Raw genomic sequence first — 19218 nt, forward strand, 5'->3', positions numbered from 1 at the left:
CTAATAGAGCCTCATGATGTCATGAGGCTCTTTTTATTGTTGTCTCAATCTACTTCAGCTTCTTCTGGCTCGACTTCTTCTTGCAGTTCAAGCAAGTTAATCGCGATGGTGACGAAGTCACTGTCGGTGATAATGCCTACTAGTTCGTGGTTTTCTACGACAGGTAAACAGCCCACTTTATGTTTCTGCATATAGATAGCCGATTCTTTTAATCCTGCACGTGGCTCTGCTGACATAACACTTTTGTGCATGATGTCGTTGAGGGGAGTAGCAAGAGTAAAAGATTGAGCTTGTGGGATGTTTTGTAGGCTGGATTCTTGAGCGGCTAGAACGTCTCGTTGTGTGACAACACCGAGTAGCTTTCTATCGGCATCGACGACCGGAATATGGCGGATATCAAGCGCTTCCATCATGTGCTTAGCATCGGCCAGTGAGTGTGAGCGCAATAGGGTATGAGGGTTGCGAGTCATCATATCTTCAACCTTGATCATACGAACCTCCTTCTTTTTTATTTTGTTGCTATTACTATAGTTTTTTATCCTAAAAATAACTGAGATCTGACGCATTTTTGGGTGAGTTTTATGCAACTAATTCTTTAGTTTAAGGAGGTGAGTTAGTAGCATTATTTTACGCCTCTTTACAATAATCCATTGCTGTAAACCTTGCTATTGCGGCTCGTGTGCCTATACTAGCCCACTGCGAAATTTTTAGTCGTGTTTGCGATGTGTTTCCGGTAATGATTGACTTACCGTAACCATTGTTCAGCAACTACGATTGATGATTCGTCAACGGCACAAATCTCATCAACTAAGACAAGACTAGACACATGCAAGTTTCAGATTTTCACTTTGACCTACCAGATGAACTTATTGCTCGCTATCCTCAAGAAGAGCGTACAGCAAGCCGTCTGCTTAAATTAGACGGCAATAATGGCAACCTGACAGATGGTTCGTTTAAAGACGTTTTAGACTTGGTTGAACCAGGCGATCTTGTTGTTTTCAATAATACTCGAGTGATTCCTGCTCGTGTATTCGGTCGCAAGGCATCAGGCGGTAAGCTTGAAGTCTTGGTTGAACGTATGCTTGATGAGAAAAGCATTCTTGCGCATGTTCGTTGTTCTAAATCACCGAAGCCGGGTACCAAGTTGTTCCTTGGTGAGAACGATGAATATGAAGCTGAAATGGTGGCGCGTCACGATGCGTTATTCGAAATCCATTTCACATCCGATCAAAGCGTTTTAGAGATTCTGAACAGTGTTGGTCATATGCCGCTACCTCCTTATATTGATCGTCCAGATGAAGACGCAGATAAAGAGCGTTACCAGACGGTCTATAATGAGAAGCCGGGAGCGGTTGCAGCTCCAACAGCGGGTCTTCATTTTGATGACAAGTTAATGGCTGACATGAAAGAGAAAGGTGTTGAGTTTGCTTACGTGACGCTTCACGTTGGCGCTGGCACATTCCAGCCAGTTAAAGTAGACAACATCAATGATCACCACATGCATGCGGAGTACGTTGAAGTCCCGCAAGAAGTGGTTGACGCCGTAGCTGCAGCAAAAGCTCGTGGCGGTCGTATTATTGCCGTTGGTACAACATCAGTACGCTCACTAGAAAGTGCAGCGCAAGATGCATTGAAGAAAGGCACAGAGTTGGTTCCTTTCTTTGGTGACACTGAAATCTTTATCTTCCCTGGTTACGAATACCAGTTGGTGGATTGCTTGATTACCAATTTCCACTTACCAGAATCAACGCTGATTATGTTGGTGAGTGCATTTGCAGGTTACGATAATGTGATGGGCGCATACGATCACGCTGTGAAGAGCGAATATCGTTTCTTCAGCTACGGCGATGCCATGTTCATCAATAAGAAAACGAGCTAATTGAAGCTGGTTTAAGCGATAAAAAAATTTACGGGTGCTAGCAGTAAGCTAGGAGTCGGGCAGGGTGTCTGTCTAATCTCTCGCAAGGAATACGCGACCGCTCCTCATAGAGCTCACTGGACTGAACTTTTGTTTGGCTTAAGGTTCTGAATTAACAGTCAGATTGTTTCTCTGGCATATTGGAGGCTTCGTGAAATTAAAATACGAACTTAAAAAAACTAATAGCGGCGCACGTCGTGGTCAACTTCAGTTTGAACGCGGTACCGTTGAAACCCCAGCATTCATGCCTGTAGGTACTTACGGTACTGTAAAAGGTATGACACCTGAAGAAGTTAAAGACACAGGTGCTGAGATCCTATTAGGTAACACATTCCACCTATGGCTACGTCCTGGTCAAGAAATCATGAAAATGCACGGTGACCTGCACGATTTCATGAACTGGCACGGTCCTATCCTGACTGATTCAGGCGGCTTCCAAGTATTCAGCCTAGGTGCAATGCGTAAAATCACTGAAGAGGGTGTTCACTTCCGTAACCCTGTAAACGGTGACAAGATCTTCATGGACGCTGAGAAGTCTATGGAAATCCAAAAAGACTTAGGTTCAGACATCGTAATGATCTTTGACGAGTGTACGCCTTACCCAGCGACACACAAAGAAGCAAAAGACTCAATGGAGATGTCTCTTCGTTGGGCTGAGCGTTCACGTAACCACTTCGACAAACTTGAAAACCCGAACTCACTATTCGGTATCGTTCAAGGTGGTGTGTACGAAGACCTTCGTGATGTATCTGTTAAAGGCCTAACTGAAATTGGTTTTGATGGTTACGCAGTTGGTGGTCTAGCAGTAGGCGAACCAAAAGAAGACATGCACCGTATTCTTGAACACACATGTCCTCAACTGCCGGAAGATAAGCCACGTTACCTAATGGGTGTAGGCAAACCAGAAGACCTAGTTGAAGGTGTTCGTCGTGGTATCGACATGTTTGACTGTGTAATGCCAACGCGAAATGCACGTAACGGCCACCTGTTTGTGACTGAAGGTGTGATCAAGATCCGTAATGCGAAGCATAAAACCGATACAACACCACTAGATTCAGAGTGTGACTGTTACACTTGTAAGAACTACAGCAAGTCGTACTTACACCATTTGGATCGTTGTAACGAAATCCTAGGTGCTCGACTGAACACGATTCATAACCTGCGTTTCTACCAACGAGTAATGTCAGACATTCGTCAGTCTATCGATGAAGACCGCTTTGAAGAGTTCGTTGCAGAGTTCTACGCAAGAATGGGGCGTGAAGTGCCACCACTAGGTAAAGAATCTTAGTATTTCTTTTTTGCGAGCCCTATCTCTCTTCCGAGTGATGGGGCTTGAAAATAAAGGGATGCAACCCAATTAGACAAACAATTACGAAAATATAAATAGAGGATGTTTTAAATGTTTATTTCTCAAGCTCACGCAGCAGCAGAAGGTGCACCAGCAGGCGGCGGTTTCGAAATGCTTATCATGCTAGGTATGTTCGCTGTGATCTTCTACTTCATGATCTACCGTCCACAAGCTAAGCGTGTTAAAGAGCACAAGAACCTTATGTCTTCTATGGGCAAAGGCGATGAAGTTCTTACAAGCGGCGGCCTAATCGGCAAGATCACTAAGATTGCTGAAGACAGCGACTACGTTGCTATCGAACTGAACGCAAACAACGAAGTAGTTATCAAGAAAGACTTCGTTACAGCAGTGCTACCAAAAGGTACTCTGAAATCTCTATAAACAGCTAGAGGATCCTCGCTGTGCTAAACCGTTACCCGTTATGGAAGTATTTGATGGTGGTGTTTGCCATCGCTATCGCTGCGTTGTACGCACTTCCAAATATATACGGTGAAGATCCGGCAGTTCAAGTTACAGGGGCGCGCGGCGCCTCTGTAGATATGTCTACGCTGGATGCTGTCACCAATGCTCTTGAAGCAGAAAACCTTTCTACTAAATCCGTTGCTCTCGAAAACGGTTCCATTCTTGTTCGCTTTAACGACACAGATACGCAAATTAGTGCCCGTGATATCATCACAGAAGCACTAGGCGATGACGTTATTGTTGCTTTAAACCTAGCGGCTTCAACTCCTGATTGGCTTGAATCTATTGGTGCTGCACCAATGAAACTTGGTCTTGATCTACGTGGTGGTGTTCACTTCTTAATGGAAGTGGATATGGACGCGGCGATGCAAAAGCTGGTTGGTCAACAAGAAGAAGCATTCCGTAGTGAACTTCGTGAAGAGAAAATCCGTTACCGTGCGATTCGCCCATCTGGTAAAGATGCGGTTGAAGTGATTCTGCGTAACGAAGAGCAGCTTGCTGAAGCGAAATCGCTACTGCAATCTAAGCACCAAGATATGACGTTCGTAGATTCTGAATCTAACGGTCGTTTCTCTTTGGTTGCAAGCTTTACAGAGGCTCGTCTTCAAGAAATCCGTAACTACGCGGTTGAGCAAAACATTACCATTCTACGTAACCGTGTTAACGAACTTGGTGTTGCTGAACCTTTGGTTCAACGTCAAGGTTCTAGCCGTATCGTAGTGGAATTGCCTGGTGTTCAAGACACTGCTCGCGCTAAAGAAATCCTTGGTGCTACCGCGACGCTTGAGTTCCGTGAAGTAGATAGCAGTGCTGATTTAGCCGCTGCCGCTTCTGGTCGTGCCCCTGCGGGTAGCGAAATCAAGCAAGATCGTGATGGTCGTCCTGTGGTACTTAAGAAGCGCGTTATTCTAGGCGGTTCAAGTATTACTGATGCAAGCTCAAGTGTTGATGAATATGGTCGTCCTCAAGTTAACATCTCGCTAGACAGCGAAGGTGGTAGCAAGATGTCTGCATTCTCTCGTCAGAATATCGGTAAGCTAATGGCGACGGTATTTGCAGAGTACAAAGACAGCGGTCGTAAAACACCGGAAGGTCGAGTTATCTTAAGTAAGCACGAAGAAGTGATTAACCAAGCGACGATTCAGTCTGCACTTGGTCGTAACTTCCGTATTACTGGTATCGACTCAACGGCTGAAGCTCATAACTTGGCACTTCTACTGCGTGCTGGTGCTCTGATTGCGCCTATCTCGATTGTAGAAGAACGTACGATTGGTCCATCTATGGGGCAACAAAACATCGATATGGGTATCATGGCGATGGTTTGGGGTATGGCTGCTGTAATGCTGTTTACGCTGCTTTACTACCGCAGCTTTGGTCTGATTGCGAACGTTGCGCTAATGGCTAACTTGGTGTTGATTATCGGTGTGATGTCGATGATTCCGGGGGCTACTATGACCCTGCCAGGTATTGCCGGTATCGTATTAACGGTCGGTATGGCGGTTGATGCCAACGTTCTGATCTTTGAGCGTATACGTGAAGAGCTTCGAGATGGACGTAGTCCACAACAAGCGATTCACCAAGGTTACGCGAACGCATTCAGCACAATCGCCGATGCCAACATCACCACGCTACTAACAGCAATTATTCTATTTGCTGTGGGTACTGGTGCTATCAAAGGCTTCGCGGTAACGCTGTCTATCGGTATCTTGACTTCAATGTTTACAGCTATTGTGGGAACACGTTGTATCGTGAACCTGATGTATGGCGGCAAACGCGTTAAAAAACTGTCGATCTAAGGCTAGGAATTAATATGTTTCAGATTCTAAAAGCAGACAAAATGATCGACTTTATGCGTTGGTCAAAGGTTGCCTTTGTTTTTTCTATCTTGATGATTGGTACTGCTATCTTCACCCTAACAACGAAATCGTTGAACTGGGGTCTAGATTTTACTGGCGGTACTCTGATTGAAGTTGGTTTTGAACAACCGGCACACCTTCCTGATATCCGTAGTGCACTAGAAGCCGAAGGCTTTGGTGATGCAACGGTACAGAACTTCGGTTCAGCTCGTGATGTGATGGTTCGTTTACGTCCACGTGATGGCGTAGCGGGCGAAACGCTTGGTAACCAAATCCTTTCTGCTATTGAGAATGGTACTGGTGAGCAAGTTGAAATGCGTCGTATCGAGTTCGTTGGTCCTAACGTAGGTGATGAGCTAACAGAAGCGGGTGGCCTTGCTATCCTAGTTTCTCTTATCTGTATCTTGATCTACGTATCAGTGCGATTTGAATGGCGTTTGGCTGCGGGTGCGGTATTAGCACTGGCGCACGATGTTATCATCACACTTGGTGTGTTCTCTCTAATGCAAATTGAGGTCGACCTTACCATCGTAGCAGCCTTGCTAACGGTAGTCGGTTACTCCCTCAACGATACCATCGTTGTATTCGACCGTATTCGTGAGAACTTCCGTAAGATGCGTAAAGGTGAAGCGCCTGAAGTACTGAACAGCTCAATCACACAAACATTGAGTCGTACATTGATCACTTCTGGTACCACGTTATTCGTAGTTATCGCACTGTTCGTTCAGGGCGGCGCTATGATTCACGGCTTCGCAACTGCCCTTCTATTGGGTATTACGGTTGGTACTTACTCTTCTATCTACGTTGCATCTGCACTAGCAATGAAGTTGGGTATTACACGTGAACACCTAATGCCACCACAAGTGGAAAAAGAAGGTGAAGAGTTTGACGAAATGCCTTAGGCCTTGGCTTAACAAGTTTCGCTAAACCAAAAAAACCGCTAGGCAACTAGCGGTTTTTTTATGGCTGCATTTTGCAGGAAAACTCAATACAAATTTTATGGTCGAAGTGAGTTGTACTTAATACCATAAGCGCTATTCTGCTCGCATCTCGCATCTCGCATCTCGCATCCCTGAACCACAGATACAAAAAAGCCTCGCTATCTAGCGAGGCTTTGGAATTTTTATGCGCCCTTAAAACAGGGAGCTTTAACGTAAGGTCTGAATTATTTCAGCATACCTTCGTTAGCGTTCTCACGAACGTGCTTAAGAATAGACTTAACACCACGTGCGCTTGAAGCAACAACATTACCAGAAGTCATGTAATCAGTACCGCCAGCGAAGTCGGTCATGATAGCACCAGCTTCACGAGCGATTAGGTCACCAGCTGCTAGATCCCATGGCTTAAGGCCTAGTTCTAGGTAACCATCAACACGGCCAGCTGCTAGGTAACATAGGTCAAGAGCAGGAGAACCTGTACGACGGAAATCAGCACAGTCAATGAATAGACCAGAGATGATCTTCATGAAAGATTCTGAGTGTTGTTTTTGCTTGAATGGGAAACCAGTCGCTAGAACAGTACCTTGAAGGTCTTTTAGTTGAGTAACACGCATACGAGCGTTGTTAAGTTGAGCGCCAGCGCCACGTTGAGCTGTGAATAGCTCGTTTAGCATTGGGTCATAAACACAAGCAACTTCTGTACGACCGTTCATGCGAACAGCGATAGATACAGAGAAGTGAGGGAAACCTTTTACAAAGTTGTTGGTGCCATCTAGTGGGTCAACGATCCATTGTACGTCAGAGTCTTTACCTTCAGTCAGGCCTTTCTCTTCAGAAATAATGCTGTGCTCTGGGTAAGATGCTTTGATTGTCTCAATGATCATGTACTCAGCTTCTTGAGCAATGTTAGTAACGTAATCGTTGTTACCTTTTAGAGACGATTCGATCTTATCAGTTGTTTCTAGAGATTTAGCAATATGGTTGCCAGCTTTACGCGCAGCGCGTATCGCAATGTTTAGCATTGGATGCATATGGTTTTTCCCACAAGATGTTAAAGAACAATTTAAAGCGGCGGCGAGTATACCAAAGTTTTACCAAAAGGGAAGTGGTTATTTTTTGAACTCTTGGTTTCACATTGCGCGAAGGGTCTGACCATTTTACTTTGCTATGTGTTAATATCTCGCGATTATTTTTAAAGTGGTGTCATATAGCATGTTAGACAATGTAAAAGTCGTTCTGGTTGGTACGTCTCATTCGGGAAATATCGGATCAGCAGCTCGCGCAATGAAAGTGATGGGTTTGAGTCAATTAGTTCTTGTAGACCCTCAATGTGAAGTTGACGAGCAGACCTTAGCACTGGCTGCGGGTGCTGGTGACATCGCAGAAAACGCGACTATCGTTTCCACACTGGACGAAGCAGTAAAAGACTGTGGTTTAGTGGTTGGTTCGAGTGCACGTTCACGCACACTTGAATGGCCAATGCTTGAGCCTCGTGAGTGTGGACAAAAATTTGCAATTGAAGGTCAGAAGCACCCAGTAGCATTAGTATTCGGCCGTGAGCGTACGGGCTTGACTAACGATGAGCTTCAGAAGTGCCACTTCCATGTATGTATCCCAGCTAACCCTGAATACAGCTCGCTAAACCTAGCAATGGCGGTACAGACTCTGAGCTACGAAGTGCGTGTCGCCCACCTTGATATGGTCGCTAGCCAATATCAACCACAGCCACAAGATGAGTACCCTCGTCACGAAGAACTAGAAATGTTCTACGAGCACCTTGAAAAAGTGATCATTGATACCCAATTTATCTCTAAGGATAAGCCGGGGCAGGTGATGAATAAGCTGCGTCGTCTGTTTAGCCGAGCTCGTCCAGAGCTGCAAGAGATCAATACTCTACGTGGCATTTTGACTTCAATTGAGAAGAGCAAAAACGATAAATAAAGCCCATGTGAAAACTAAGGGTGAATACCTGACTAAAATAGTCAACTAAATACTTGACCAATTTGGTCGGGTATGGGAAGATTCCAACCACATAAACAATGTGGATACGGTGTGATATGAAACTTACATCTAAAGGAAGATATGCGGTAACAGCTATGCTCGATGTAGCACTGCATTCGCAAAAAAGCCCAGTTCCTCTGGCTGACATTTCAGAGCGACAAGGCATCTCGTTATCTTACTTAGAGCAACTTTTTTCTAAGTTACGTAAAGCTGGCTTAGTTGCTAGTGTTCGCGGCCCTGGTGGTGGTTACCGTTTAGGAGCTGAAGCGAGCGACATCGCTGTCGGAACTGTGATTGCAGCAGTAGACGAATCAGTGGATGCGACTAAGTGTCACGGTCGAGCAGATTGCCAGGGTGGTAGTCGTTGTTTAACTCACACTCTATGGCGTGATTTAAGCTCCCGAATCAGCAGCTTCTTAAACGACATTACGCTCGGTGAGCTAATGAAAGATAACGAAGTTTTAGAAATTTCTGATCGTCAAGATATCGATCTTGCGGTTAATAATGGTTTTGCACATAAAAATACGAGCACTACAACGATTAGTGCAGCACCTCACGGTGTTAATGCCCGCTCTTAGCGGTCAGTTTTTACATTGGAGTAGAAAATGAAACTGCCTATTTACTTTGACTATTCAGCTACATGCCCAGTCGATCCACGAGTTGCTGAGAAAATGGTTCAGTGCATGACGATGGACGGTAACTTCGGTAACCCTGCATCTCGTTCACACCGTTACGGCTGGCAGGCAGAAGAAGCAGTAGATAATGCTCGTGAGCAAATTGCTGACCTATTAAATGCAGACCCACGTGAGATTGTTTTCACTTCAGGTGCTACAGAGTCAGACAACCTTGCTATTAAAGGTGCAGCGCACTTTTACGAGAAGAAAGGTAAGCACGTAATTACGTGCAAAACAGAACATAAAGCGGTTCTTGATCCATGTCGCCAACTAGAGCGTGAAGGTTTTGAGGTAACTTACCTTGAGCCAGAAGCAAACGGCATCATCGATCTAGACAAGCTACAAGCTGCAATGCGTGAAGACACTGTTCTAGTTTCTATCATGCACGTTAACAACGAGATTGGTGTAATCCAAGATATCTCTGCAATCGGCGAATTATGTCGTTCTCGTAAGATCATCTTCCACGTTGATGCGGCTCAGTCTGCGGGTAAAATCCCACTAGACGTACAAGAGATGAAAGTTGACCTAATCTCACTTTCAGCTCACAAAATGTATGGCCCTAAAGGTATCGGTGCACTTTACGTTCGTCGTAAGCCACGTATTCGTCTTGAAGCGCAAATGCACGGCGGCGGTCATGAGCGTGGTTTCCGTTCAGGTACGCTTGCTACTCACCAAATCGTGGGTATGGGCGAAGCTTGTGCTGTTGCTAAGCAAGACATGCAGAAAGATTACGATCACGCACTAGCACTTCGTGAGCGCCTATTGAAAGGTGTTCAAGATCTAGAAGCGGTAACGGTAAACGGTGACTTAGACCAACGTGTACCACACAACCTAAACGTGAGCTTCGCTTTCGTTGAAGGTGAGTCTCTGCTTATGTCTCTAAAAGACCTAGCAGTATCATCAGGTTCTGCATGTACATCAGCAAGCCTAGAGCCTTCATACGTTCTACGTGCTCTTGGCCTGAACGATGAACTGGCACACAGCTCAGTACGTTTCTCATTCGGCCGTTTCACAACGGAAGAAGAAATCGACTACGCGATTGCACAAATTCGTGTAGCGGTAAACAAATTACGCGACATGTCTCCTCTATGGGATATGTATAAAGAAGGGATTGATTTGAACACTGTTGAGTGGGCTCATCACTAATCTCACGGAAATAGAGGATTCGAGGTAACTATCATGGCATATAGCGAAAAAGTAATTGATCACTACGAAAACCCACGTAACGTAGGTTCGTTTGATAAAGAAGACCCAAGTGTTGGTAGCGGTATGGTTGGCGCACCAGCTTGTGGTGACGTAATGAAACTGCAAATCAAGGTAACGCCAGAAGGCATTATCGAAGATGCAAAATTCAAAACTTACGGTTGCGGCAGCGCAATCGCTTCTAGCTCATTAGTAACTGAGTGGGTTAAAGGCAAAAGTATTGATGAAGCGGCAGCTATCAAAAACTCTGAAATCGCAGAAGAGCTAGAGTTGCCACCAGTGAAAGTTCACTGTTCAATTCTTGCTGAAGATGCAATCAAAGCAGCTGTTGCGGATTACAAAAAGAAGCGTTAATCGTCTCATTAAGTAATCACAAAAAATAAGCAATATTTGGGAGCATCCTTTGTGCTCCCCCTGAGTTCTCAATTTATATAAAACACAAGGTTGTAGTATGGCCATCACCATGACAGATACGGCAGCAAGCCGAGTTCAAGCTTTCCTAGATAACCGAGGTAAAGGTATCGGGTTACGCTTAGCGGTAAAAACGACTGGCTGTTCGGGTATGGCGTATGTACTAGAATTCGTTGACGAGCTTAACGAAGAAGACGAAGTGTTCGAGCATTCAGGTGTTAAGGTCATTATTGATCCAAAGAGCCTAGTTTACCTAGACGGAACTGAGCTTGATTACGTAAAAGAAGGCCTAAACGAAGGTTTTGAATTCAACAACCCTAACGCGAAAGGCGAATGTGGTTGTGGTGAGAGCTTCAACGTATAAACGCTTCAATCGTTAAGCGTTTATAGTGAGCGAAGAATAAAATTAGGCTCTGATTGAAGAGCCTAAACTTAGGACCACCGTTACATGAATCATTTCGAATTATTTGGGCTACCACTTCAGTTTCAACTGGATGGTAGCCTTCTTTCTTCTCAGTTTAGAGATCTGCAACGCCAATTCCACCCTGATAAATTTGCCACTGCTTCTGAGCGTGATCGCCTGCTAGCCGTGCAAAAAGCTGCGCAAATCAATGATGCGTATCAGGTATTGAAGAATCCAATCAGCCGAGCTGAATACCTGTTAGTGCAACATGGTGAGGATATTCGTGGTGAACAGCAGACCCTGCAAGATCCTATGTTCCTAATGGAGCAAATGGAATTGCGTGAAGAGCTTGAAGATATCGCCGACAGTTCTGAACCTGAAGATGCTTTGTTTGCATTTGAAGGAAAGGTTAGCAAAATGTATAAACAACAATTAAGCGCTATCCAACAAGAACTCGACAGTGAGGCTTGGTTAGAAGCTGCAGACCGAGTAAGAAAGCTTAAGTTTATTGCAAAATTAAAGAATGAAATCGAGTTAGTTGAAGATCGTCTGATCGGCTAGTTCGTATAACAAGGACACATCCATGGCACTACTTCAGATTGCAGAACCAGGGCAAAGCGCCGCTCCTCATCAGCACAAGCTTGCTGTGGGTATTGATTTAGGTACAACAAACTCATTGGTTGCGGCAGTGCGCAGTGGTGAGGCGAGCACACTGATTGATCAACAGGGTCGCAGTATTCTTCCTTCCGTTGTTCACTATACGTCAGAGTCATACACGACTGGTGATGAAGCTCGTGCAAATGCACAGACTGATCCTAAAAATACCATTATCTCAGTTAAGCGACTAATCGGTCGCTCACTGTCAGATATTCAACAGCGATACCCATCTCTGCCATATCAATTTGAAGAAAGTGATAATGGTTTGCCTGTGATTCGCACAGAGCAAGGTAACAAAAACCCAATTCAAGTATCTGCAGACATTCTGCGAGCGCTAGGTCAACGTGCTGAGTCAACACTTGGTGGCGAGTTATCTGGTGCTGTTATTACCGTTCCTGCTTACTTTGATGATGCACAGCGTGCGGGTACGAAAGACGCGGCGCAACTTGCTGGTCTTCACGTGTTACGTCTTCTTAATGAGCCGACTGCCGCTGCTATTGCTTACGGTTTGGATTCAGGTAAAGAAGGGGTAATTGCTGTTTATGACTTAGGTGGTGGTACGTTTGATATCTCTATCCTACGCCTATCTAAAGGTGTCTTCGAAGTTCTAGCTACGGGCGGTGACTCTGCATTAGGCGGCGACGACTTTGACCATTTAGTTGCGGATCATTTCCAAGAGCAAATGGGCTTATCGGAGCTAACTGCAGAGCAGAACCGTATTCTTCTAGACGCCGCAACAGAAGCTAAGATTGGCTTATCTGAAGCTGAAAGCGTTGAGGTTGAAGTACTAGGGTGGTCTGGTTCATTAACTCGTGAAGAGTTTGAAGAGATCATCAAACCGCTCGTTAAGAAAACACTGCTTTCATGCCGTCGTGCACTAAAAGATGCGGAAGTTGATGCAGATGAAGTTCTAGAAGTCGTGATGGTCGGCGGTTCAACTCGCACATTACTTGTACGTGAAATGGTCGGTGACTTCTTTGGTCGTACGCCACTAACCAGCATTAACCCTGATGAAGTGGTTGCAATTGGCGCATCAATTCAAGCGGATATCTTAGTCGGTAATAAGCCTGACTCTGAGATGCTGCTACTGGACGTTATCCCTCTGTCTCTTGGCATCGAAACCATGGGCGGTTTGGTCGAAAAGATCATCCCTCGAAACACCACGATCCCAGTGGCTCGCGCACAAGAATTTACCACGTTCAAAGACGGTCAAACTGCTATGACAGTGCACACCGTACAAGGTGAACGCGAAATGGTTGATGACTGTCGTTCACTGGCTCGATTTGCTTTGAAAGGCATCCCGCCGATGACTGCAGGTGCTGCTCATATTCGTGTGACTTACCAAGTGGATGCTGATGGCCTGCTATCGGTTACCGCAATGGAGAAGAGCACAGGCGTTCAAGCTGAAATCCAAGTTAAGCCTTCTTACGGTCTAAGCGATAACGAAGTGGCTAGCATGCTAAAAGATTCGATGACTTTTGCAAAAGAAGACATGCAAGCGCGTGCTCTTGCTGAGCAACGCGTAGAAGCGGATCGCGTTATTGAAGGCCTAATTGCTGCAATGCAAGCCGATGGCGATGAGTTACTTGATGAGCAAGGCAAACAACAACTTGTTCAAGCGATTGAAGCACTGATTGAAGTGCGCAATGGCGATAATGCCGATGCGATTGAACTAGAAATTAAGAATACCGACAAAGCGAGCCAAGACTTTGCTTCTCGTCGTATGGATAAATCAATTCGTGCTGCACTGTCAGGTCAGTCAGTCGATAATATTTAATAGTTAGAGAATAGATAAACATGCCAAAGATTATTGTTTTACCTCACGAAGATCTATGTCCAGAAGGCGCTGTTTTAGAAGCAAAAACTGGTGAGACGGTTCTTGATGTTGCATTGAAGGCCGGTATTGGTATTGAACACGCATGTGAAAAATCGTGTGCATGTACGACATGTCACGTTGTGATTCGTGAAGGTTTTGATTCTTTAGAAGAGAGTGATGACCTAGAAGACGACATGCTAGATAAAGCATGGGGCTTAGAGATGGAATCTCGCCTGGGTTGCCAAGCAAAAGTGGCGAATGAAGATCTTGTAGTAGAGATTCCAAAGTACACATTGAACCTGGCTTCTGAAGACCACTAAGAACCTGTTCTCAGTCATGGCTAATACAGTGATGACTGAGAGAGCTATTGCTTAGACAAACATACTAAGAAAACTGGCCTAGAATATAGATCATAAAGGTGACAGAGCGTCGCTGATAAATATAAGGAAGTGTTATGAGCTTGAAGTGGATTGATTCGCGAGATATCGCAATTGAGCTATGTGATTTGTACCCTGATACTGATCCTAAAACGGTACGTTTTACCGATCTGCATCAATGGGTGCTAGACCTTGAAGAGTTCGACGACGAGCCTAACCACTCGAATGAGAAAATCTTAGAGGCTATTATTTTGTGCTGGATGGATGAGATGGATTAATCCTCTTATCTGATGATTTGGTCGCGGGTTGGTATCAGTCCAATATAAAACGCAGCCAAGTTAACAATTCTTACTAAAAAAAGCGGACCTTATGGTCCGTTTTTTTATCAAAATGACATTTTCCTCCTACATAATGCTAACATCAGTGCGCTAATAAAAAATAATCAGAATCACACACTCAAAGTGGTTCATGACAAGGAGAAATCATGTCTACACAGATGTCAGTATTTTTAAGTCAAGAAGCTGCCCAGCCTCAGTGGGGAGCAAGAGCTATTTTATCGTTCTCAGAAGCGGGAGCGACAATTCACATTGGTGAAGGCCACGATCTAGGCGCGGTTCAGCGTGCTGGTCGTACGCTTGACGGACAAGGTATCGCATTCGTTTCACTTCGTGGTGAAGGTTGGGATCTAGAAAGCGTTTGGGCTTTCTACCAAGGCTACCGTGGACCAAAGAAAAAAAATGCATTGGAATGGGATGCACTTTCAGAAGCTGTTCAAGCTGAGCTAGAAGCTCGCATCCGTGCTACTGATTGGACGCGTGACATTATCAACAAAACTGCTGAAGAAGTGGCTCCTCGTCAATTAGCGACGATGGCAGCTGAATACATCAAATCAGTGGCGCCAGCAGGCACAGTAAAAGCAAAAATCGTTAAAGACAAAGATCTCCTAACTGAAGGTTGGGAAGGCATTTATGCGGTAGGTCGTGGCTCTGAACGCACCTCTGCAATGCTGCAACTGGACTTCAACCCAACCGGTGACGAAAACGCACCCGTGTTTGCTTGTCTAGTGGGTAAAGGTATTACCTTTGACTCAGGCGGTTACAGCATCAAGCCAGGGCAATTCATGACAGCGATGAAGGCTGACATGGGCGGCGCAGCTACCATCACTGGTGGCTTGGGTCTTGCGATTGAACGTGGTCTGAACAAGCGTATCAAGCTTATCCTATGTTGTGCTGAGAACATGATCTCTGGCCGTGCATTGAAGCTTGGCGACATCATTACTTACAAAAATGGTAAGACAGTTGAGATAATGAACACCGATGCGGAAGGCCGCTTGGTGCTTGCTGATGGCCTGATGTACGCAAGTGCACAAAACCCTGAGCTTATCATCGACTGTGCAACGCTAACTGGTGCAGCTAAAAATGCACTGGGTAACGACTACCACGCACTATTAAGCTTCGACGATGAGCTTTCTCATCAAGCGCTAACTGCGGCAAACCAAGAGAAAGAAGGCCTATGGCCATTGCCTCTTGCTGATTTCCACCGTGGCATGTTGCCTTCAAACTTTGCTGATCTTTCAAACATCAGCACGGGCGATTACACGCCGGGTGCAAGTACAGCAGCTGCGTTCCTTTCTTACTTTGTAGACGACTACAAAAAAGGTTGGATTCACATGGATTGCGCGGGTACTTACCGTAAATCAGCAAGTGATAAGTGGGCGGCAGGCGCAACGGGTATGGGTGTTCGTACACTGGCTCGTCTTCTTGTTGACCAAGCAAAATAATAATAAGAGTGAGCGGTATTTTGTGCCGCTCATTCATAAAGCTAAGATTGAAAGATCTCAGTAATTTCAGTATTTAATAACAAAAAAATGAAGTGAAGGAATCCCTATGGCTCTAGAAAGAACGTTCTCAATTGTTAAGCCGGATGCAGTTAAGCGTAACCTTGTTGGTGAAATTTACCACCGAATCGAAAAAGCAGGTCTTGAAATTATCGCTGCTAAGATGGTTCGTCTGACTGAAGAGCAAGCGAGCGGCTTCTACGCGGAACACGAAGGCAAAGAATTTTTTGGTCCACTAAAAGAGTTCATGACTTCTGGTCCTATCATGGTTCAAGTACTTGAAGGCGAAAACGCAATCGCTCGTTACCGTGAACTCATGGGTAAAACTAACCCAGAAGAAGCAGCATGCGGCACTATCCGCGCTGACTACGCAATCAGCATGCGTTACAACTCAGTACACGGCAGCGACAGCCCTGAGTCTGCAGCTCGTGAAATCGAGTTCTTCTTCCCAGAATCTGAAATTTGCCCACGTCCAGCTCAATAAGCGACACAGCAAATGATTCTAAAGGCTTCACTTCGGTGAGGCCTTTTTTGTAAGTGAGTTTTACGTTCTCGATAATCAATTTAGTCGTCATTCCTAAAAGCGACGAAGGAGCGTAGTCGGGAATCTTTTGTTTAAATTAGGTAATCTCAGGCTAATAAATACAGTTGTTCAAATTTTAATCGCTTAAGTTTGAATGTCTTAATAAACACAGGGTTTTACAGTGCTTGTTGAAGTTGCGTAAAGCCTGTACAATTCGCGCCCTTAATTATTGTTCCGTCATTGAGAGGCATCATGACCACAGCTAAAGTCAATCTACTCGATTTTGATCGTAAAGGTCTTCGTAAATTTTTCACAGAAGAACTGAATGAGAAAGCGTTTCGAGCAGAGCAAGTGATGAAGTGGATTTATCACTTCGGTGTCGATGACTTCGAACAAATGAACAACATCAACAAAAAGTTACGTGAGAAACTGCAACGTCGCTGTGAGATTGTTGCACCTGTTGTTTCTGAAGCTCAACACTCTTCAGATGGCACAATCAAATGGGCGATGAGCGTTGGCGACCAAGACGTTGAAACGGTATACATCCCAGATGGTGACCGTGCGACGCTGTGTGTATCTTCACAGGTTGGTTGTGCACTTGAATGTAAGTTCTGTTCTACAGCTCAACAAGGCTTTAACCGTAACCTAAAAGTTTCAGAGATTGTTGGCCAAATCTGGCGTGCATCTCGCGAAATCGGCCTAGAAAAAGAAACCGGTCGTCGTCCAATTACTAACATTGTAATGATGGGTATGGGCGAGCCTCTATTGAACATGAAGAACCTAATGCCATCATTAGAAATCATGCTTGATGATCTAGGTTTCGCACTGTCTAAGCGTCGTGTAACCGTATCAACTTCTGGTGTTGTATCTGGCCTTGACCAAATGACAGACAACATCGATGTAGCATTGGCTATCTCTCTGCATGCGCCAAACGATGCACTACGCAGCCAAATCATGCCGATCAACGATCGTTGGGATATCCAAGACTTCCTAGCATCTGTTCGTCGTTACATTGCCTCTTCAAATGCTAACCGCGGTAAAGTAACGGTTGAGTACGTGTTATTGGATCATGTGAATGATGATATGGACCACGCACGTGAACTTGCAGAGCTAATGAAAGAGACGCCTTGTAAGATTAACTTGATTCCATTCAACCCTTACCCGGGTTCGCCTTATAAGAAGCCAAGCAACTCTCGAATTGATCGCTTCCAAAAAACGCTGATGGAATACAACTACACAGTAACGGTTCGTAAAACGCGTGGTGATGATATTGATGCCGCGTGTGGCCAATTAGTCGGTGATGTTATTGACAGAACCAAGCGTACTAAAATGCTTAAAGCAGCCTCTGAAGCGAACTTGATTGCCGGTGGTGTGATTGAAGTAAAAGCGGTATAAAACGCGATTAGAACCTAAACAAGCCAGAAGTCTTACTTCTGGCTTGTTGCTTTTCTGGGGGACAGTTTTTGATTTTTTGGACTTCTTGCCCACGCTTTCTTACATTTTTCGTCAAATTTTGGACAAAACCATGAGCTGACGGTAAATTTTGTTTAAAGTGTTTTTGCCTTGTAATGGCATTAGCTTATGATTAACTAATCTTAAATTAATTTAAGTGCTCGCTTGCTACTGATCGCCAATATGTCTATTTAGGTTGGCTACTTGATAAACTAGCTTCCTGAGAAGGTCATCCATAACAAATGAATGATGTTCGCCTTTAAGGGTTGATGATTTAGATAGCAGGAAAAATTCCACATAACGTGGGTTGTTAGATTGAGCTTAAACGACAATAAAAAAACGCTCTCCTCAACTTGCGATAATACTTTAGAAGTTCACTCTCTATGAACACAGAACAAGATACACAAACGCAAGAACCGATCGCTCCAGCTTTGGAAGCGGGAACGCTGCTTAAGAACAAACGAGAAGCTCTTGGTTTAACGCAAAAGCAGATTTCTGATCGCTTAAAACTTCGCGTTACGCTGATCCAGCAAATTGAAGAAAACCAATTCGAGTCAGATCAAGTGGCGACGTTTATGCGTGGCTACATTCGTTCATACGCGAAATACGTCAATCTTGACGAAAAAGTCGTATTGAGTGCGCTGCATCATGCTGGTGATGCTCAGCATCAAGAGCAAGAAATGCTGAGCTTTTCTCGTAAGACCAAAACCGAGAAGCACAACAGCCGTATTATGATCCTTACTTGGAGCATTTTTGCGGTAATTGCGGGTATCTCTTCACTGTGGTGGTGGCAGAACCAACAGCAAGACACCCTATCTCAATCTTTAGCGAATACTGCAAGTTCAGAAGAGCTAGCGGTAGAAGAATCACTTGTCCCTGAATTCACCTCTTTAGAAGTGATTGAAGCTGAACAAAACGAAGCAGGTGCTGCTGTTGCTGAAAGTACAGATGACCTTGTTGCTATAAGCGATACGGAAGATACTTCAGATGCAGTTATTCTAGCTGACGAAACTGCGGCACAACAAGCAACAGAGACAGAACCCGCTACTGAAGTTGCTGCTAAGGCAGAAGCTGTAGAAGCAAGTGCTACTCCTGAAGTTGTGGCTAACGAGCTAGTGATGCAGTTCTCTGCTGATTGTTGGATCCAAGTAAAAGATGCAACCGGTAAAACCCTGTCGACTGGCATCAAAAAAGCAGGTCAGTCATTAAATCTATCAGGAACTGCGCCATATAAAGTGATTCTAGGTGCGCCAGAGGGCGTATCAATGACATTTGCAAGTGAACCTGTCGACCTTTCTGGGTATACTTCAGGCAAAGTAGCTAGAATAACCTTACCTTAGAG

The 19218-nt window shown here is 44.8% G+C and carries 20 protein-coding genes; 18 read left to right on the top strand and 2 right to left on the bottom strand.

Going from position 1 to position 19218, the window contains the following annotated elements; genetic code table 11:
• Positions 1–44: 44 nt before the first annotated feature.
• A complete protein-coding gene (locus BCU34_RS01360) occupies positions 45–491 on the bottom strand; it encodes a CBS domain-containing protein (RefSeq protein WP_102480892.1) in 447 nt (148 codons plus the stop codon).
• A gap of 335 nt (positions 492–826) precedes the next feature.
• Between BCU34_RS01360 and queA the strand changes: the two genes are divergently transcribed.
• The 5 genes from queA to secF all read left to right on the top strand — a co-directional run bounded on the left by queA (position 827) and on the right by secF (position 6486).
• Positions 827–1879: a tRNA preQ1(34) S-adenosylmethionine ribosyltransferase-isomerase QueA gene (gene queA, locus BCU34_RS01365; protein ID WP_017629870.1), complete on the top strand. Its 1053-nt coding sequence runs from the start codon at positions 827–829 to the stop codon at positions 1877–1879.
• Positions 1880–2069: 190 nt separating this feature from the next.
• Positions 2070–3206, top strand: a complete 1137-nt coding sequence (tgt, locus tag BCU34_RS01370; RefSeq protein ID WP_017056177.1) for a tRNA guanosine(34) transglycosylase Tgt — start codon at positions 2070–2072, stop codon at positions 3204–3206.
• A gap of 111 nt (positions 3207–3317) precedes the next feature.
• Positions 3318–3647 (top strand): preprotein translocase subunit YajC, encoded by a 330-nt coding sequence (yajC, locus tag BCU34_RS01375; RefSeq protein WP_010440492.1) that lies wholly within the window; start codon positions 3318–3320, stop codon positions 3645–3647.
• 20 nt (positions 3648–3667) lie between these two features.
• On the top strand, positions 3668–5524 hold the full coding sequence (secD, locus tag BCU34_RS01380; RefSeq protein ID WP_080967378.1) for a protein translocase subunit SecD: 1857 nt from the start codon (positions 3668–3670) through the stop codon (positions 5522–5524).
• 14 nt (positions 5525–5538) lie between these two features.
• Positions 5539–6486, top strand: coding sequence for a protein translocase subunit SecF (gene secF, locus BCU34_RS01385; RefSeq protein WP_048658840.1), 948 nt, complete (start codon positions 5539–5541; stop codon positions 6484–6486).
• 263 nt (positions 6487–6749) lie between these two features.
• Here secF and suhB read toward each other — a convergent pair whose 3' ends face one another.
• Positions 6750–7553 carry an inositol-1-monophosphatase gene (gene suhB, locus BCU34_RS01390; protein ID WP_017062836.1) on the bottom strand — a complete coding sequence of 268 codons (804 nt, stop codon included), beginning with the start codon at positions 7551–7553 and terminating at the stop codon, positions 6750–6752.
• 181 nt (positions 7554–7734) lie between these two features.
• Between suhB and trmJ the strand changes: the two genes are divergently transcribed.
• From trmJ to rodZ, 13 genes are all read left to right on the top strand, one after another.
• On the top strand, positions 7735–8463 hold the full coding sequence (trmJ, locus tag BCU34_RS01395) for a tRNA (cytosine(32)/uridine(32)-2'-O)-methyltransferase TrmJ (RefSeq protein WP_048658839.1): 729 nt from the start codon (positions 7735–7737) through the stop codon (positions 8461–8463).
• Positions 8464–8579: 116 nt separating this feature from the next.
• Positions 8580–9101 (top strand): Fe-S cluster assembly transcriptional regulator IscR, encoded by a 522-nt coding sequence (iscR, locus tag BCU34_RS01400; RefSeq protein WP_010440512.1) that lies wholly within the window; start codon positions 8580–8582, stop codon positions 9099–9101.
• Positions 9102–9128: 27 nt separating this feature from the next.
• Positions 9129–10343 (top strand): IscS subfamily cysteine desulfurase, encoded by a 1215-nt coding sequence (locus BCU34_RS01405; protein WP_017629866.1) that lies wholly within the window; start codon positions 9129–9131, stop codon positions 10341–10343.
• 33 nt (positions 10344–10376) lie between these two features.
• On the top strand, positions 10377–10754 hold the full coding sequence (gene iscU, locus BCU34_RS01410) for a Fe-S cluster assembly scaffold IscU (RefSeq protein WP_004740340.1): 378 nt from the start codon (positions 10377–10379) through the stop codon (positions 10752–10754).
• A 97-nt stretch (positions 10755–10851) separates the two neighbouring features.
• Complete coding sequence (gene iscA / locus BCU34_RS01415; RefSeq protein ID WP_010440519.1) at positions 10852–11175, top strand: iron-sulfur cluster assembly protein IscA; 324 nt, start codon at positions 10852–10854, stop codon at positions 11173–11175.
• Positions 11176–11259: 84 nt separating this feature from the next.
• Positions 11260–11775 carry a co-chaperone HscB gene (gene hscB / locus BCU34_RS01420; protein WP_019822106.1) on the top strand — a complete coding sequence of 172 codons (516 nt, stop codon included), beginning with the start codon at positions 11260–11262 and terminating at the stop codon, positions 11773–11775.
• A 22-nt stretch (positions 11776–11797) separates the two neighbouring features.
• Positions 11798–13648, top strand: coding sequence for a Fe-S protein assembly chaperone HscA (gene hscA / locus BCU34_RS01425; RefSeq protein WP_048658837.1), 1851 nt, complete (start codon positions 11798–11800; stop codon positions 13646–13648).
• Between the two features lie 20 nt (positions 13649–13668).
• Entirely contained in the window at positions 13669–14007 is a 339-nt protein-coding gene (fdx, locus tag BCU34_RS01430; protein ID WP_017629863.1) for an ISC system 2Fe-2S type ferredoxin, read from the top strand.
• 134 nt (positions 14008–14141) lie between these two features.
• Positions 14142–14342, top strand: coding sequence for a Fe-S cluster assembly protein IscX (gene iscX / locus BCU34_RS01435; protein ID WP_004740335.1), 201 nt, complete (start codon positions 14142–14144; stop codon positions 14340–14342).
• A gap of 206 nt (positions 14343–14548) precedes the next feature.
• Positions 14549–15844, top strand: a complete 1296-nt coding sequence (gene pepB / locus BCU34_RS01440) for an aminopeptidase PepB (protein WP_102480685.1) — start codon at positions 14549–14551, stop codon at positions 15842–15844.
• A gap of 106 nt (positions 15845–15950) precedes the next feature.
• Positions 15951–16385, top strand: coding sequence for a nucleoside-diphosphate kinase (gene ndk, locus BCU34_RS01445; RefSeq protein ID WP_008222758.1), 435 nt, complete (start codon positions 15951–15953; stop codon positions 16383–16385).
• A gap of 291 nt (positions 16386–16676) precedes the next feature.
• Positions 16677–17819, top strand: coding sequence for a bifunctional tRNA (adenosine(37)-C2)-methyltransferase TrmG/ribosomal RNA large subunit methyltransferase RlmN (locus BCU34_RS01450; RefSeq protein WP_102478596.1), 1143 nt, complete (start codon positions 16677–16679; stop codon positions 17817–17819).
• A gap of 440 nt (positions 17820–18259) precedes the next feature.
• The gene (gene rodZ, locus BCU34_RS01455; protein WP_102478595.1) at positions 18260–19216 is read left to right on the top strand and encodes a cytoskeleton protein RodZ; all 957 of its coding nucleotides are present in this window, start codon (positions 18260–18262) and stop codon (positions 19214–19216) included.
• The last annotated feature ends 2 nt before the right edge of the window (positions 19217–19218 follow it).

Source organism: Vibrio sp. 10N.286.45.E10 (assembly GCF_002874195.2).
Classification (GTDB): domain Bacteria; phylum Pseudomonadota; class Gammaproteobacteria; order Enterobacterales; family Vibrionaceae; genus Vibrio; species Vibrio crassostreae.